Annotated in this window: 12 protein-coding genes; 8 read left to right on the forward strand and 4 right to left on the reverse strand. The window is 64.0% G+C overall.

All coding sequences use genetic code 11. The annotated features are described in order from the left end of the window. Positions 1–221: 221 nt before the first annotated feature. Both Q2T94_RS12870 and Q2T94_RS12875 read right to left on the reverse strand, forming a co-directional pair. A complete protein-coding gene (locus Q2T94_RS12870) occupies positions 222–2,219 on the reverse strand; it encodes a hydantoinase B/oxoprolinase family protein (protein ID WP_302264827.1) in 1,998 nt (665 codons plus the stop codon). 2 nt (positions 2,220–2,221) lie between these two features. After that, positions 2,222–4,276: a hydantoinase/oxoprolinase family protein gene (locus Q2T94_RS12875; RefSeq protein WP_302264829.1), complete on the reverse strand. Its 2,055-nt coding sequence runs from the start codon at positions 4,274–4,276 to the stop codon at positions 2,222–2,224. Positions 4,277–4,467: 191 nt separating this feature from the next. Here Q2T94_RS12875 and Q2T94_RS12880 point away from each other — a divergent pair, with 191 nt between their 5' ends. After that, complete coding sequence (locus Q2T94_RS12880) at positions 4,468–6,030, forward strand: PucR family transcriptional regulator (protein WP_302264831.1); 1,563 nt, start codon at positions 4,468–4,470, stop codon at positions 6,028–6,030. Positions 6,031–6,058: 28 nt separating this feature from the next. Here the strand turns inward: Q2T94_RS12880 and Q2T94_RS12885 are convergent, their stop codons facing one another. After that, complete coding sequence (locus Q2T94_RS12885) at positions 6,059–6,721, reverse strand: GntR family transcriptional regulator (RefSeq protein ID WP_302264832.1); 663 nt, start codon at positions 6,719–6,721, stop codon at positions 6,059–6,061. Between the two features lie 169 nt (positions 6,722–6,890). Between Q2T94_RS12885 and Q2T94_RS12890 the strand changes: the two genes are divergently transcribed. Genes Q2T94_RS12890 through Q2T94_RS12920 form a run of 7 tightly spaced genes read left to right on the forward strand, consistent with a single transcriptional unit; the run spans position 6,891 to position 13,180 of the window. Continuing rightward, positions 6,891–7,931 carry an aromatic ring-hydroxylating dioxygenase subunit alpha gene (locus tag Q2T94_RS12890; RefSeq protein ID WP_302264833.1) on the forward strand — a complete coding sequence of 347 codons (1,041 nt, stop codon included), beginning with the start codon at positions 6,891–6,893 and terminating at the stop codon, positions 7,929–7,931. 5 nt (positions 7,932–7,936) lie between these two features. Beyond that, positions 7,937–8,386 (forward strand): hypothetical protein, encoded by a 450-nt coding sequence (locus Q2T94_RS12895; protein ID WP_302264835.1) that lies wholly within the window; start codon positions 7,937–7,939, stop codon positions 8,384–8,386. Continuing rightward, the gene (locus Q2T94_RS12900; protein ID WP_302264836.1) at positions 8,383–9,423 is read left to right on the forward strand and encodes a succinylglutamate desuccinylase/aspartoacylase family protein; all 1,041 of its coding nucleotides are present in this window, start codon (positions 8,383–8,385) and stop codon (positions 9,421–9,423) included. The genes Q2T94_RS12895 and Q2T94_RS12900 overlap by 4 nt, the downstream gene beginning before the upstream one ends. A gap of 56 nt (positions 9,424–9,479) precedes the next feature. Continuing rightward, complete coding sequence (locus Q2T94_RS12905) at positions 9,480–10,412, forward strand: ABC transporter substrate-binding protein (protein ID WP_302264837.1); 933 nt, start codon at positions 9,480–9,482, stop codon at positions 10,410–10,412. 15 nt (positions 10,413–10,427) lie between these two features. Then, a complete protein-coding gene (locus Q2T94_RS12910; RefSeq protein ID WP_302264838.1) occupies positions 10,428–11,363 on the forward strand; it encodes an amino acid ABC transporter permease in 936 nt (311 codons plus the stop codon). Continuing rightward, positions 11,360–12,163, forward strand: coding sequence for an amino acid ABC transporter ATP-binding protein (locus Q2T94_RS12915; RefSeq protein ID WP_302264839.1), 804 nt, complete (start codon positions 11,360–11,362; stop codon positions 12,161–12,163). Before Q2T94_RS12910 ends, Q2T94_RS12915 begins: the two co-directional genes overlap by 4 nt. A gap of 45 nt (positions 12,164–12,208) precedes the next feature. After that, a complete protein-coding gene (locus tag Q2T94_RS12920) occupies positions 12,209–13,180 on the forward strand; it encodes a PDR/VanB family oxidoreductase (protein ID WP_302264840.1) in 972 nt (323 codons plus the stop codon). Here the strand turns inward: Q2T94_RS12920 and Q2T94_RS12925 are convergent. Beyond that, positions 13,177–15,126, reverse strand: a complete 1,950-nt coding sequence (locus tag Q2T94_RS12925; RefSeq protein ID WP_302264842.1) for an acyl-CoA dehydrogenase family protein — start codon at positions 15,124–15,126, stop codon at positions 13,177–13,179. The genes Q2T94_RS12920 and Q2T94_RS12925 overlap by 4 nt on opposite strands. Positions 15,127–15,292 lie beyond the last annotated feature (166 nt).

A 15,292-nucleotide genomic window follows, 5' to 3' on the forward strand; every position in this document is an offset into this window, starting at 1 on the left:
CACTGGTCGGTGCCCGGCGAAGCATGTCGAACAAATGCCGCTCGTTAGCGGTCGGAACGGGAGCCTATCGAGTTCCCGTTCTATTTTCCGGGGGCGGTACCGCCCGCATCTTTGCTGGCGGTACCCCCCTGGAAATCAGATGGCCCTTGGGCGCGGTGCCGGGCCAGGAGTGAACGAATCGGCAGGCGTTCCGCACTCCTGGCACGTGTGCATGCAAGTGGCTAGACCCAGTGTGAGGAAGAGCGGCGCGCCATCAGCTGCCGGTACTCAGCCGTGGTGTTTTCAAATAGCTCGCCGGTGCCCCAGTCCAGGATGACGCCGTGCCTCCGAATGACATCGAGCATGTCCGTGGTGCCATTGCGGTAGTTTTCCGCGACAACATGCGGATCCTCGGTAAGCCATCCGTTCCGCGCGGCGCGGATCTGTGCCCGCAGCGTCGTCGTGGCGGCCTCGTCGATCTCGAACTCGTCGAGCTCTGCATCGATCTCGCGGATCACCACTCCGTAGTCCTTGGCTGCTCGATCGATCGAGACATACTGGTCAATGACGTCCTCCCGAACTTCGCCGGGGGTGCGTAGTAACGGGTCGCCGAATCCGCCGCCTCCGGCGGAGGGGCGTGTGAAGGTATCGCCCGACTGCAAGGGAACGGAGGAGAAATTGGAACCGAGGTAGCGTTCCTCCGCGGTGCCCTTGTTCAGCCAGACTCCGTGCGGTATTGAGGGCAAGCCGCCTTCGATGCCCCAGGTGATGGAGCGGGCACGGTCGCAGCAATAGCTCATGACGGTGTCGAAGGCATCGGTAAGCATCCCGCCCTTTTCGATTCCCAGGCCGCCACGATAGCGGCCGGGGCCGGCCGAGTCCATGGCGATCTCGTGCCGGGTCGTCAAGACAGGGGAGAGTCGTTCTTGCCCCTCGACCGGTTGCACGGCTAGGCCCGGGCCGAACACCGGAGCCGTAGCGCTAGAACCATCCTTGGTGGCACGTCCGCCCCAGCCGCCGGCCATCCAGTCGTACCACATGAAGTACTCGTTCTTCGGGGTCCGCGCGTCCTTGCCGCCTACCAACAGGTATTCGAGATTGAACGCGCACGCCATGGCGCGTTCCGGCATGATCTGGCTCCACAGCTCGAAGATCCCGTTCATGATCTTCTCGTAAGGGCCGGAGCAGAACCCGGTGACCGCGAACGGCCATCCGGCGTTGACCACCGTACCCTCCGGGCCGATCTCTGCTTGGACCGCGGCATAGAAGCCTGAATTCAGCGGCACATCAGGGAAGAAGGTTTTGGTGCCGGCGTAGATGGCCGAGTGGGTGGTGCCGTAGCCGGAGTTGAGGAACGTTGCCACCGCTGGAGCTGATCCGGAGAGGTCATAATGGATGCCGTTCCCGTCAAGTTTGAGCTTGATCTTGATTGGCACGAGACCTTCGCCTTTGCCCGGATCCACGTCGATGTAGTCGGTGGTTTCCCATTCACCTTGGGGAAGGGACTCCAGCTGTCGCAACACGGTCCGCTTCACGTAGTCCTGCGTTTCCTGCATGGCCGCGAGCACTGTGTCCTTGGAGTACTTGCCGACCAAGCGATGTACCTCGCGCTCGCAGACTGCGGTGGCCTCGGACTGGGCGTGCAGATCGCCCATGGCCTGCCGCGGCGCGCGGGTGTTGGATACCAGCAGTTGGGCGACGTCGTGCAGGAACACGCCCTTGGACCAGATCCTCACCGGTGTGATGCGCAAGCCCTCGCCGAAATGTTCCTTGGCGTTTACGTCGAAAGAGCCGGGGACATTGCCACCGATGTCGGCCCAGTGGCCCTTGTTCTGGGCAAAGGCAATGACCTCGCCGTCAGCGAAAATGGGGCGGATGAACGAAACATCGTTGAAGTGGGTACCGCCGCGGTACGGGTCGTTGATGGCAAAAACGTCGTCGGGGTGGATGTCGGTGCCAAACTCCTCGATGACGGCCTTGCACTGGAAATGCAAGGTGCCCACATGCACCGCAATGTCACCGGAACCCTGCATCACGGTGTTTCCGGACGCATCGCATAGGGCGGAAGAGAAATCACGCGAATAGATGACGAACGAGTAGCAGGTCCGCAGGATTTGTTCGCTCATCAAGTCAACCGACGTGGCGAACGCGTTCTTCAGCACCTCAAAGGTGACCGGATCCAGTGATGGACGTGTCGGAGAGGTTGCCAGGGCGTCTGGGGCAACGAGTGTATCGGTCATGACTAAGACTCCTTGCTTGAGGGAAGATCGTGAAGGTGGATGCGGATATTGCCCCAGCCGTCGATTTCGGCGGTCGTTCGCGGGGGAACCACGGTGGTGGAATCGAGCTGGTCAATGATCGCCGGACCGGAGAACGTGGCACCGGCCGGGAGACGGCGGCGGTCGTAGACGGGAGTGGACAACCAGCCGGTGTTGCCGAAGTAGACCTCGCGGGTGGAGACAGGTTCCCCCGGATCGGCGTTCAGCTCGGTGGCCGGGATGAAGGCAGGCTTCGGTGTTTTGCCGATGGCGCTAAGCAGCAACTGGTAGATCTCGACCGGCTGATCGTCCTGCCGGAACGCGAACTCACGTTCGTGTTCCTGATGGAAGGTTTCTATCGCCGTTTCCAGGGCGCCGCGCCCCGTACCGATGGGCACTGACAGTGATCGCCACTGACCTGCGTATCGCATGGAAATCTCGCGCTTCAGCACGGCATTCTCGTCGTTCACCCCTTCATGGCGCAGGCGCGAGGAAGCCTCCTTTTCTAGTGTCTTAAACCGGACTTCGATCTCGCCTGGATCGGTCTCGGAAGCCAATCCGCTAAACATAGCCGAGAGGTCATGCCGTATGTCAACCAGTAGACAGCCCAGGGCGGAGGTGACACCGGGATTGGCCGGGACCACGACGGTGGGGATGTTCAGTTCACGGGCCACTTCGGCACCGTGTAGTGCACCTGCACCGCCAAAGGCAATGAGTGCGAAGTCGCGTGGGTCGTAGCCGCGGCGGATCGAGATCAGGCGCACCGCATCGGCCATGTTGGCGTTGGCGACCTGCAGGATGGCATATGCCGCCTCGGCCAATTCCATGTCCAAGGGCTCGGCAATGACGCGCTTAATGGCCTCGAGGGAAAGCGCGCGGTCCAGAGTCTTGGCGCCGCCTGCCAACGACGTTCCGAGACGGTTCAACGCCACATTCGCGTCGCAGTTGGTGGGCTGGTCGCCGCCGGAGTTGTAGCAGGCGGGACCCGGAGCAGCACCTGCCGACTGCGGTCCGTTGCGCAGTGCGCCGGCGATATCGATGTGGGCCAGTGACCCGCCACCGGCCCCAATCGTCAGGACCTCGATCGATGGGAAGACAATCGGATGCCCGTATTCGACCTGCCACTCCTTGGTGATACGCAATTCGCCGCCAGATACCAGACAAATATCGGTGGAGGTACCACCCATATCCAGTCCAACGGCATCTTCGAAGCCGCATTGTTGGGCCACATGCTTGGCTGCGATCGCTCCGGCGGCAATACCGGAGGCTGCCAGTCTCACGGGGTAGCGCTTGACCATCCGCGGGGTCATTGACCCGCCACCGGAGTGGAGCAGGAGCAAATCCCCGGTGTATCCGCCGTCCTTGAGTTGTGCGGCCAGCCGGTCTACATAACCGGTCACCAAGGGGGCAAGTACTGCATTCGACACAGCGGTGTTGAATCGGTCGTGTTCAAAGATTTCGGGCAGGATCTCGGCCGAGGCGGAGACCGTGGCCCCGGGAAGCTCTTCCTGGAGAATTTCGCGCATCCGAATTTCGTTGGCGGGGTTCGCGTAGGAATTGATGAAGCACACGGCAATTGTTGTGGTTCCTCGCTTGCGCAACAGAGCTGCGAGGCGGCGGGCCTCGACCTCGTCCAGCGGGGTGACGACCTTTCCGGAGAAATCGATGCGCTCAGCGACCTCGAAGCGGTCACGGCGGCGAATGTAGGGACCAGAAACGTCGTTGTAAGCATCCCAAAGATCGTCCTTGGTGCCGTCGCGAATTTCAATGACATCGCGGAAACCCTGGGTGGTGATCATGGCCGCGGCCGGGAACTTGCGGGTGATGAGTGCGTTTGTAGCTACGGTGGTTCCGTGGGAGAACAAGGAGACATCGGCCAGATTGATTTTGGCTCGTTCGACGCCTCCCATCACGGCTAGCATGGGGTCGTGCGGAGTGGAAGGGACCTTCGTGACCCGCATTTCCTGGGTCTCTTCATCGAAGATGCAGACATCGGTGAAGGTACCTCCGACGTCTACGGCGACTCGTAAATTGGCCATCATGCGCTCCTTGCTGAGTTCGAGGTTTTTGCTTCCCCAACCATGCAATGTGACGCGCATCTCTGTCACTAGCGGAACTCCAAGGCCACTGCCACTATTATTGTGATTTCTACAAATGCACATGTGTCACGGGGCGATCTTGGGATTCAAGGCCACCAAATCATGAACGAATCGAGTGAAGGTGAACCACCGTGCTTTGCTTAAATGAAGTTCTGAAAAATAAGTCTCTCGGCTTGGAACTCGTTGTTTCCGGATCCCTCGATCCCGAAATCAGTGGTGCACATAGTTCGGAAATACATGATCCGGCCCGCTGGTTGGAACCGGGAAACATCATGCTGACCACCGGCATGCGATTCCTAGACGAGGCGCATACAGAAGCGGCTTTCCGGGAACTGGTGGCCTCGCTGCGTCGAGCTAAGGTGGCTGCCTTGTTTTTCGGTGTAGGCGTGTATTTTCAGTCTGTTCCCGACGCGTTGCGCCGATGCTGTGCCGAGGCGGGATTTCCGCTCGTGGCGGTTGCACCGGAAATCCCATTTCGGCACGTAGAAAACTACATCAACCAAAACGCGTCGGTTCCTGACGGTTATGGAATCAAACGCATGATGTGGCTGACCAATGACCTGCTCGATAGCGTCGCTTCAGACACCCCGATCAAGTCTCTAATTGCTCGTCTGGGCACCGCTTGCCGAGGGACTGCCGTGCTCTACGAGGATTCGGGCGCCATCGTCGAATCGACGGGTGACGGGCCAACCAACCTCATATTCGCGGCAATCAATGGCGGCTCGTCCCACTTTGACCGAATAGCCATTGGTCGCTGGGAGGTCATGTACCGTTCCATGGTCTTGCGTGGCCGGGGCTACCATTTGGCCATTGCCACGCGTCAGGGATCGATGCTTGACGACCTCGGCGATGTCCTGCTTGAAACCACCCAGCGGATGCTCGGGGCCATCAAAGGCATCAGTCACCTGGACACCTCGAGACAACGGCATGAAAACGCCCAATTGCTCACCAGTTTGCAGGACGGCATCGGTGTCTCCCGCGAACTGCGCTACTGGGAACTGTTGAAGCCCTATGGGTTCAAGGGCTTCGAGCCTGTCCGTTCGGTGGTGGCCAGCACCCTTGGAGATGAACTGCTGTCGCGGGGGAGGGTAGACGCGCTGATTGAATCTGCGGAGCGTATGGGCGTGCCCCTCCTCTTTGCAGAGAACGGAAAGACGCCGGAGGTCCCCCCGGGGTTCCACGCACTGCTTCCCGATTCCAAGGCAAGTGAACAGTGGCTGGCGTCCGGTGCGAAAGGCTTGATGATCGGTTTGAGTGAGCCCTTGGGGTCGCTGGCGCAGGTTCCCGAGCAATTCCAGGATGCCGAACTTGCCGCGAGCATAGCTCGGCGGTGCGCCGTCGGCGATGCCGGGACGCATGGAAGTCTGGTGCGGATGGATGAGGTTGATCCCGCTAGCTGGTTCTTGGCACGTCTCAAGAGCCCGTCCGACCGCAAGCGGCTTACCCGATACGTCCAGCCGCTGCGGCATGAGAAGGAACTGGTGGAAACCATCCAGGGATACCTGGCCATGGACCAGGACGTTGCCCGAGTTGCGGCTTGGCTCTACGTCCACCCCAACACCGTCCGTTACCGGATCAAAAAAGTCGGCGAGATCCTGGGCGGGAACCTGAACGATGTAGGGCTCATTGCCAATCTGTACCTTGCCTACCAAGACGAGATCCTGCGGATTCGCCGTTCCGGAGCAGGCGGATAGCACCGGCCCGCTCCTAGACTTGCCTGACTCACCCGCGCGAGGGCAGGGCCTGCGGGTCGATGTCGCCGGCGTCGTGGCAGTAGCCCAGGACCCGGATGATCGTTTCCAGGTCACCGGCGGGGAGCGCCGCCAGGATGTCCCGGTGCGCCTGCGCAATGGAGGCCTGGTGCTCGGGCCCCAGCTGGTAGGCGCGGGTGATCCGCCGCTGGATCGGGTGTCCCCAGATGCTCCCCAGGGTCTCGCGCAGGTATTGGTTGGGGCAGGGGTCGATGAGCCTGAGGTGGAATTCCTTACCGAGGCGGAACTGTTCCTCCGCGTCGGTGGGTTCCACCGTCTCGAATTCGTCGATGAGCGCCCGCAGCCGCACCAGTTGTGCAGGGGAGTGCTTGCCGATGGCCTGTGACATCGCCAGTTGTTCCAGGTGGTAACGCACCTCGAAGACGTTCTGCACGTCCTGGGCCGTGAGGTCGTTGACCACGTAGCCGCTCCCGGGCACCAGCGTGGCCAGGCCCTCCATCGCGACCTGGGCCAGCGCGTCGCGCACCGGGGTGCGGGAGACGCCGTATTGGGCGGCAACCTGTTCCTGGACCAGGGCGGTCCCTGGCTTCAGCGCGCCGCTGACGATTTCGGACGCGATTTGTTCGTGGACGCGTACCGCCAATGGCCGTGCGTCGTGGACTCCCGTAGCCATGCGTCTCCCTGAAAATGTTTCCTCGCGGTTCCCAGCAGTCTAGCGTGCGGTTTTCGTTCTCCGACGAGGCGCTGGTGGTGCGGGTCACAAAAAACCCTTGACCCATGTGTATCCACTGTATACGGTGAATACAATTCATCGCGTTCCATCTCCCGACAAAGGAAAAAACATGTATGTCTTGAACACCTGGTACGTGGCGGCCTGGAGCAACGAGGTCGACCGCAAGCCGGTAAAGCGGGTGATCTGCGAGCAGCCGCTGGTGCTCTTCCGCACCCAGAACGGAACGCCCGTGGCCCTGGCCGACCGCTGCGCGCACCGCGCCTTCCCGCTCTCGGAGGGCCGCACCATCGGGGATTCCATCGAATGCGGCTACCACGGCTTCACCTATGGGGAAGACGGCATGTGCACCAAGGTCCCGGCGCAAAGCACCATCCCCGAGCGTGCCAAGGTCCGCAAGTACCCGCTGGTGGAAAAGGACGGCTGGATCTGGGCCTGGATGGGCGATGCGGAGCTGGCCAACCCGGTGGACGTGCCGGACACGCACTGGATGACCGACCCCGAGTGGGCCACCGTCACCCACTCCTTCCATTTCAAATGCCGCGCCGGGCTGATACACGACAACCTGCTGGACCTGACCCACGAGTCGTTCCTGCACAAGACCACCGTGGGCGACGACTACATCTACGAGCACGGCATCACCGTCGAGGTCGAGGGCTCGGTGGTCAGCGTCGACCGGCTGATGCCGTCTGTGGAGGCCCCGCCGCTGTACGCCGACACCATGGACGCCCGCGGTCTCTTCGACCGCTTCCACTGCACCGAGTTCTTCGTGCCCAACCTGCACGTGCTGCACTCCGGGATCACCGGCGAGGGCAAGCCCCGCGCGGAGGGCTACCTCATCAAGGTGCTCAATGGCATCACCCCCATCGACGAGCACAACTCCTGGTACTACTACGCCTTCAGCCGCAACTTCGCGCTCGACGACGCGCAGGCCACCGAAGACCTGCGGGTGGGCCTGAACACCGTGCTGCAGGAGGACGCCGATGCCCTGGAGGCCCAGGAGATCGGCATGCAGTCCCGCCCGGCCGGCGAATTCGACGTGCTCATCGCCCAGGACGGCGGCGTGGCCAAGGCCCGGCGCATCCTTTCCACGCTGATCAAGCGCGAGCAGGCCTCCGACACGGCCCGGCCCGTCGCCGGTGCCAGGGCCTAGCCGCCATGTGGTTGCTGGTACGAGCCGATTCGCTCGACGACTACTGGGGCGCCGACGCCGGAACGCGCACGCTGGCCGCTTGCCCGGACACCGGCGAGCGCGGGGACCCATGGCGCTGGACCGCGCGGCTGGCCGAGCACGCCACCGGGTCCGAGGTGCTCATCGACGCGGACCCCGACTACATCGGGGTGCAGACCTCCGTCTTCGCCGACGGGCACACCGGGGTCGTTGAACGTCCCTCCGGGCACCAGATGGTGGTGACCTCGCTGCACGGACAGGTACTCATCTCCGCGGTCGACGGACCGTGGGAACGCTGGCTGAACCCCGGCGACGTGTTCATCGTTGAGGGGGAGGAGCACGAATCGCTGCGCCTTTCGCTCACCAATCCCGACGCCCGCGTCTCGGTCACGATGCTGGCCCCGCGCCGCGCCGCGGCACTGAGGTGGGTCCCGTGAGCGCCGCGGCAACCCGCGAGGCCACGGCGGCGGCGGTGTTCACCGGGATCGACTTCTCCGCCACCGGCAAGCAGCTGGGTTACGGGCACGTGGTGCATTCCGACAATGTGCACGACGGCTCCGTCATCCCGGTGCCCGTCGCTGTCATCTCCTCCGGGCCCGGGCCGGTTGCCCTGGTCGTGGCCGGCACCCACGGGGACGAGTACGAGGGGCAGATCCTGGCCCACGAATTGATCCGCGAGCTGGAACCCGGGCAGCTGAACGGCACCGTGATCGTGGTGCCAGCGGCAAACTCCCCGGCTGTGCGCGCTGCTGCCCGAGTATCGCCCATCGACGCCGGAAACCTCAACCGCAGCTACCCGGGCAACCCGGCCGGCGGCCCCACCAACCAGGTGGCGGCGCTGATCTCCGGGCACCTGCTGCCGCGCGCCGACTTCGTGATCGACCTGCACTCGGGCGGGTCGAACTCGACCTACCTGCCATCGAGCTTCATCTACCGCGGCCCGGACGAGTCGCTGTGGCGCCAGAAGCTGCGGGCGGTGCGCCAATTGGGGCTTCCCTACGCCATGGTGGTGGCACCGCTGATGGAACCCGGCTCGCTTTCCAGCGCCGGTGACCTCGCCGGAATCCCCACCATTTCCACCGAACTCTGCGGCGGCGGGTCAGTGGACCGTTCCGCGCTTCAAGCCATGCGCCGCGGAATGCCGGCACTGCTGGCCGCGCTGGGGATCCTCTCTGCAGGTTCGGCGCCGGAGGAACCTGCCGGCGAACCGCAATGGCTGCAACTTGTTCCCGAATCCCCGGTGACCTCCACCGTGGCGGGGCTCTTTGAGCCGCTGGTCGGACTGGGGGACACCGTGAGCGCCGGCCAGGACGTGGCGCGCGTGCATTTCATCGACGAACTGGACAGGCCCCCGCGCAGCTTTGTCGCCCGAACCGCCGGCGTTGTCGCGATCCTTCGCCGTCCCACCCTGGTCACGGCCGGCTCCCACCTGCTGTACATCGCTCCACCGATCGACATCTCCACCATCAAGTGATCCTCACCCGACCCGTGCCCCTTTCCGCACGGAAACCCATGAAGGAACGACTCGCCATGTTGAAGAAAAACACCGCACGTCTGTTCGCAGGCGGACTTTTCATTGCCCTTGCCGCCACCGGTTGCACCACGGTCTCGCAGGCCGAAGCACCCCAAGGTGCCGGTGCCCCGGCGTCGGGTTCGGCCTCCACCGCGGCACTGGGCGTCAACGATGCCGCCCGCGCCCTGCTGCCGGAGGAGATCCGCGAGGCGGGCGTGCTGCGCATCGCCTCTGACCCGACCTACCCGCCGTTCGAGTTCTACGACACCGACAACAAAACCCTGATCGGGTGGGACGCCGACATGGGCGATGCCATCGGTGCGGTCCTCGGCCTGGAGGTCGAACACGTACCGGCGACCTTCGACACCATCCTTCCGGGCCTGGCCTCCGGCAAGTACGACCTGGGCATGTCCACTTTCAGCGTGACGGAGGAACGCCGCAAGGTCGTGGACTTCGTTCCCTACCTGCAGGGCGGAACCGGCCTGGCCGTGGCCCCGGGCAACCCGCAGGGGCTGAGCGTGGACGCGGCCTCCCTGTGCGGCAAAGCGATCGCCGCGCAGAAGGGCTCGATCCAATCCCTGGACATCCTGCCGGCGTTCTCCAAGTCGTGCACCAAGGCCGGGGACGCGGCGATCGACATGCAGTTCTTCCCCACGCAGAACGACGCGAATCTTGCACTGACCTCGGGCCGGGTCCAGGGCGTCATGGCCGACTCGGTGTCCCTGGCCTACCAGGGAAAGCTTGCGGGCGGGAAGTTCGAGGTCGCCGCCGGCCCGGACTACGAGCCCGAGCTGACAGGCACGGCGTTGGGCAAGAAGAGTGAATTGCTGCCGGCCATCCAGGCCGCCACTACCGCTGTAATTGAATCCCCGGCCTACCAAGAGATCAACACCAAGTGGGGGCTGCCGGAAAGCACCGAAATCACCGTCGCCGACGTCGTGCTGAAGTAGCGGAAGGTCCACGCCATGACCCTCATGACCGAACCCAAGAAGACCGCGGCGTTGGGTGACGAATACTCCATCGTCAAGGCCCGGCACCCGGGGCGATGGCTATCCGCCGCAGTGATCCTGTTCCTGGGATTGCTACTTGCCCGCTCGGTGGTCACCAACCCGAATTTCGGGTGGGAAACCGTAGGGATGTACATCCGAGACGTCTCCATCGTGCGCGGCATCGGCATCACCCTGGAACTGACCGCCATCTGCATGCTCATCGGCATCGTTCTGGGGGTGGTGCTGGCCGTCATGCGGATCTCGGCGAACCCGGTGGTGCGCACCGCGGCCTTCGCCTACGTGAACTTCTTCCGCGGCACCCCGGTGCTGGTCCAGCTGCTCTTTTGGTACAATCTGGCCGCGCTCTATCCCTCGATCACCTTCGGCATCCCCGGGGTGGACCTGGATGCGAACGCGATCATCACCCCGCTCACCGCCGCGATCCTGGGCCTGGGCCTGAACCAAGCGGCATACATGTCCGAGATCGTGCGGGCCGGCATCCTCTCGGTGGAGCACGGCCAGTCGGAGGCCGCAGGCGCCCTGGGCATCAACCGGCTGCAGACCATGCGGCGGATCATCCTGCCCCAGGCAATGCGGGTGATCATCCCGCCCACCGGCAACGAAACCATCGGCATGCTCAAGACCACAGCGCTGGTCTCGGTGATCTCGGTTCCCGAGCTGCTCTACTCCGCGCAGGTCATCTACGCGCGGAACTTCGAGACCATCCCGCTGCTCATGGTGGCCAGCATCTGGTACATCGTGGTCACCTCCATCCTGAGCGTCGGGCAGTTCTACCTGGAGCGCCACTACGCCAAGGGCGGGCAGCGCAGCCTGCCGCCGACCCCGTGGCAACAACTCAAACGCTTCGTGCGGGTCCACGACCCGCTGACCGGCAAGGGAGCCAGGAAATGAGTGCGACCACCATGGAAACCGCCGTCACGGCCACGGCGCCGGAACCGATGATCAAGGCCGATGCTGTCCGCAAGAGCTACGGCCACCTAGAGGTACTCAAGGGCATCGACCTGCAAGTGGCCCGCGGGGAGGTCGTGTGCCTGATCGGGCCCTCGGGCTCGGGCAAGTCCACGCTGCTGCGTTGTATGAACCACCTGGAATCCATCGAGGGCGGGCGCATGTGGGTGGACGGGAAGGTCATGGGCTATGACATCAAGGGCAGCAAGCTGCACGAACAGCCGCATGCGAAGGTTTGCCGATCCCGCACGGAAATCGGGATGGTCTTCCAGCACTTCAACCTCTTCCCGCACATGACCGTGCTGGAGAACCTCATCGAGGCCCCGCGTCTGGTGCTCAAGGAAAGTCGTGCCGCGGCGTCCAATCGGGCCATGGTGCTGCTGGATTCGGTGGGTCTGGCCGACAAGGCGAAGGCCTACCCGCGCCAGCTCTCGGGCGGGCAACAGCAGCGCGTGGCGATCGCCCGTGCGCTGTGCATGAAGCCGAAGGTGATGCTCTTCGACGAGCCCACCAGCGCCCTGGACCCGGAGCTGGTCGGCGAGGTCCTCAAGGTCATGAAAGACCTGGCCGCCACCGGCATGACCATGGTCGTGGTGACCCACGAAATGAACTTCGCCCGCGATGTCGCGGACCGCGTGGTGTTCATGGACAACGGGCACGTGGTCGAGTCGGGCCCTGCCAAGGACGTCATCGGCAACCCGCAGCACGAACGCACCCGCGCCTTCCTGGCCTCGGTCCTCTGAGACATCCATCCATTCATCCAGTCATCCTCGAAAGGGCACACAGCCATGTCGACCCTGGAATTTATTGAAACCGTCGTCCACCGCATCACCAGAGAGTCCGACGGCGTCATGTCCCTGGAGCTACGCCACCCGTTGGGGCAGGAGCTGCCCGAATGGAGCGCCGGGGCACACCTTGACGTGATGCTCCCCAATGGATTGATCCGACAGTATTCCCTCTGCTCGAATCCCGGGGTGCGGGAATCCTGGCGTCTGGCGGTGCTGCGCGAACCCGCGGGGCGCGGCGGTTCGGCCTATGTGCATGACGAACTGCGCCCCGGCACCAAGATCCAGGTGCGCGGGCCCAAGAACAACTTCGCCCTGGCCCAAGCGGGGGAGTACGTGTTCCTGGCCGGAGGGATAGGCATCACCCCGATCCTGCCCATGGTGCGGGCCGCCGCCGCGGCGGGAGTGCCCTGGAAGCTGGTGTACCTGGGCCGCAGCCGGGCGAACATGGCCTTCCTGGACGAGCTGGCGGTGTACGGGGACAAGGTGCACATCCACGCGGACGACGAGAGCGGCTTTTATCCGCTGGCCGACTTGCTGGACGATCCTGCCGCCGGTTTCCACGTGTACACCTGCGGTCCCGGGCCCCTGCTGAAGGTGGTCGAATCGCTGGCCGGGTCCTGGCAGGATCCGTCCCGCCTGCACTTCGAGCGCTTTGCCGCGGATCCCGAGACGGCTGGCGCGGCCGTGTCGCCGCACCAGGGGGACCACGAATTCACGGTCCAGGGCACCGACGGAACCGAGGTCAGCGTCCCGGTCGGAGTGAGCATCCTGCAGGCCCTGGAAAATGCCGGCATGAGCCCGCTGAACTCCTGCCGCGAGGGGATCTGCGGCACCTGCGAGACGCCGGTGATCTCCGGGGAGATCGACCACCGCGATTCCCTGCTCTCGGATGGGGAACGCGAGGCCGGGGACACCATGATGATCTGCGTGTCACGGTGCAGGGGCCAACGCCTGGTCCTCGATCTCGGCTAGACGCCGTAGGGGCGCCTCCGGTCCGGCAACGTCTCGGTGGACCAGGGAGCGATCCATTCGCCGGTGCCCTCCGAGGGATCGAGGATGCCTTTTTCCAACCAGGTGAAGTCCCCGGCGAGCACCTTCTTGGACAGTTTCCGATCGGTCTTGTCGCTGTTGGCCCACAGGTCCCGGAACAGGGCCTCGCAGCGGTGCTCGGCCTGTTCGCAGAACGCCAGGGCCAGAAGCTCGGCCGAGGCCGCGTTGGCCGGGTCCCGCGTTCGCATGAGCTCGACCCGGGAAATGCAGGCCGCCATGGCAAAGAGCTCAGCCCCCACGTCAACGACCCTTCCCAGGAACGCCTGGTGCTGTTCCATCCCCGCCTGCCACTTGGCCATGCCGGCGAAGGTGTGCCGGGCCAGGCGGCGCGAGGCCCGCTCGATGAAGCGCAGGTACTTGGCAAGCCTTCCGTGCTCCGCATAGGAGTTGGGAAGCAACCCCGACCCCACGGCGAGGGTCGGCAGCCACTTCGCGTAGAAGCCGGAGGCGCCCATGGCGGCCTTGGCTTTCGCCTGCAGGTCCGAGTCCTTGTCGGCAAGTGCGCCGGCGGCCTTGAGGTGCGCGTCGACGGCCTCGCGGGCGATGAGCAGGTGCATGATCTCGGTGGAGCCCTCGAAAATGCGGTTGATGCGCAGGTCCCGGAGTGCCTGCTCCACGGGTACAGCGCGTTCCCCGCGGGCCCGCTGCGAGGCTGCTGTTTCGTAGCCGCGTCCGCCGCGGATCTGCAGCAGCTCGTCGGCGATCTTGTAGGAGACCTCCGAGGAGAAGAGCTTGGCCAGCGCGGCCTCGATGCGCACGTCCTTCATCCCGGCGTCGGCCAGGGCCGCGGAAAGCTCGAAGACCGACTCCAGGGCGAAGGTGCTGGCGGCAATGTAGGCGATTTTCTTGCCGACCGCCTCGTGCCCCCCAACGGGCCTGCCCCACTGGATGCGGGCGTTGGACCATTCGCGGGCGATCTTCAACGACCATTTCCCGGCACCTGCGCACATCGCCGGAATAGACAGACGGCCGGTGTTCAGGGTGCTCAGTGCGATCTTCAGCCCGGCTCCCTCCTTTCCCAGGCGGTTGGCGGCCGGGACCCTGACGTCGTGGAAGCGGGTGACGCCGTTTTCGATGCCGCGCAGTCCCATGAAGGCGTTGCGGTTTTCCACGACGATTCCGGGGGAGTCCGCTTCGACCACGAAGGCGCTGATGCCGCCGCGGGCCGTGGTTCCGTCTGGCAGTTGGCGGGCCGGAACGGCGGCCATGACCACCAGCAGCTCTGCAACCACCCCGTTGGTGGTCCAGAGCTTGGCACCATTGATGAGGTAGCTTTGTCCATCGTCCGCGAGGACTGCGGTGGTGCCCAGTCGGGCCGGGTCGGATCCCACGTCGTTTTCAGTCAGCAGGAAGGCCGAAATCGCTCCGGCGGCGCAGCGGGGGAGGAATGCCCGTTTTTGTTCCTCGGTGCCGAACATCTTCACCGGTTCCGGAACCCCAATGGATTGATGGGCCGAGAGCAACGCGCCGAGGCTTGGACTCAGGGTGCCCAGGAGCATCAGCGCCCTGCCGTAGTCGGCGAGGTCCAGGCCCAGGCCCCCGTATTGGGTGGGAATCTTCATGCCAAAGGCGCCCACGTCGCGCAGGGCCTTGATGTATTCGTCGGGGATCCGGGACTCGCGTTCAATGACGCCCGGGTCGAAGTCCTTGACGGCCGTGCGCAGGGCCTCCATGAAGGCCGCGCCGCGTGCCGAGGCTTCGGGGTCGTGCTGTGGGTGGGGGTGGATCAGGCTCCAATCGAAAGCACCCATGTACAGGCCCTTGGCGAAGCTGGGCCGATCCCATCCCTGCTCGCGTGCGGCCTCGGCCACCTGCCGTGCGGTCTTCTCATCGATGCGTTCACCGGAGTGTTTTTCGTCAATGCTCATGGCGCTTCCCCTGTCGAAAACAAGGGGCCTGCCATGCGGACTCACAGGCCCCGACGTATTCATGTCAGCCTAGCCGCGGCCATCGGTTGCCGATAGGGGGGCTTCGGCGTCCTTTCCCGAGGCAGTGTAGGTCGGGGAAACTTTATGAAGCCGTCGAATTCCAATG

The sequence above is a fragment of the Paeniglutamicibacter sulfureus genome (assembly GCF_030512175.1).
Classification (GTDB): domain Bacteria; phylum Actinomycetota; class Actinomycetes; order Actinomycetales; family Micrococcaceae; genus Paeniglutamicibacter; species Paeniglutamicibacter sulfureus.

What these genes read in the sequence shown, in the direction of transcription:
- Q2T94_RS12870 (WP_302264827.1), bottom strand. Translation starts at nt 2,219, where the DNA reads ATGACCGATACACTCGTTGCCCCAGACGCCCTGGCAACCTCTCCGACA.
- Q2T94_RS12875 (WP_302264829.1), bottom strand. Translation starts at nt 4,276, where the DNA reads ATGGCCAATTTACGAGTCGCCGTAGACGTCGGAGGTACCTTCACCGAT.
- Q2T94_RS12885 (WP_302264832.1), bottom strand. Translation starts at nt 6,721, where the DNA reads ATGGCTACGGGAGTCCACGACGCACGGCCATTGGCGGTACGCGTCCAC.
- Q2T94_RS12890 (WP_302264833.1), top strand. Translation starts at nt 6,891, where the DNA reads ATGTATGTCTTGAACACCTGGTACGTGGCGGCCTGGAGCAACGAGGTC.
- Q2T94_RS12895 (WP_302264835.1), top strand. Translation starts at nt 7,937, where the DNA reads ATGTGGTTGCTGGTACGAGCCGATTCGCTCGACGACTACTGGGGCGCC.
- Q2T94_RS12905 (WP_302264837.1), top strand. Translation starts at nt 9,480, where the DNA reads ATGTTGAAGAAAAACACCGCACGTCTGTTCGCAGGCGGACTTTTCATT.
- Q2T94_RS12910 (WP_302264838.1), top strand. Translation starts at nt 10,428, where the DNA reads ATGACCCTCATGACCGAACCCAAGAAGACCGCGGCGTTGGGTGACGAA.
- Q2T94_RS12915 (WP_302264839.1), top strand. Translation starts at nt 11,360, where the DNA reads ATGAGTGCGACCACCATGGAAACCGCCGTCACGGCCACGGCGCCGGAA.
- Q2T94_RS12920 (WP_302264840.1), top strand. Translation starts at nt 12,209, where the DNA reads ATGTCGACCCTGGAATTTATTGAAACCGTCGTCCACCGCATCACCAGA.
- Q2T94_RS12925 (WP_302264842.1), bottom strand. Translation starts at nt 15,126, where the DNA reads ATGAGCATTGACGAAAAACACTCCGGTGAACGCATCGATGAGAAGACC.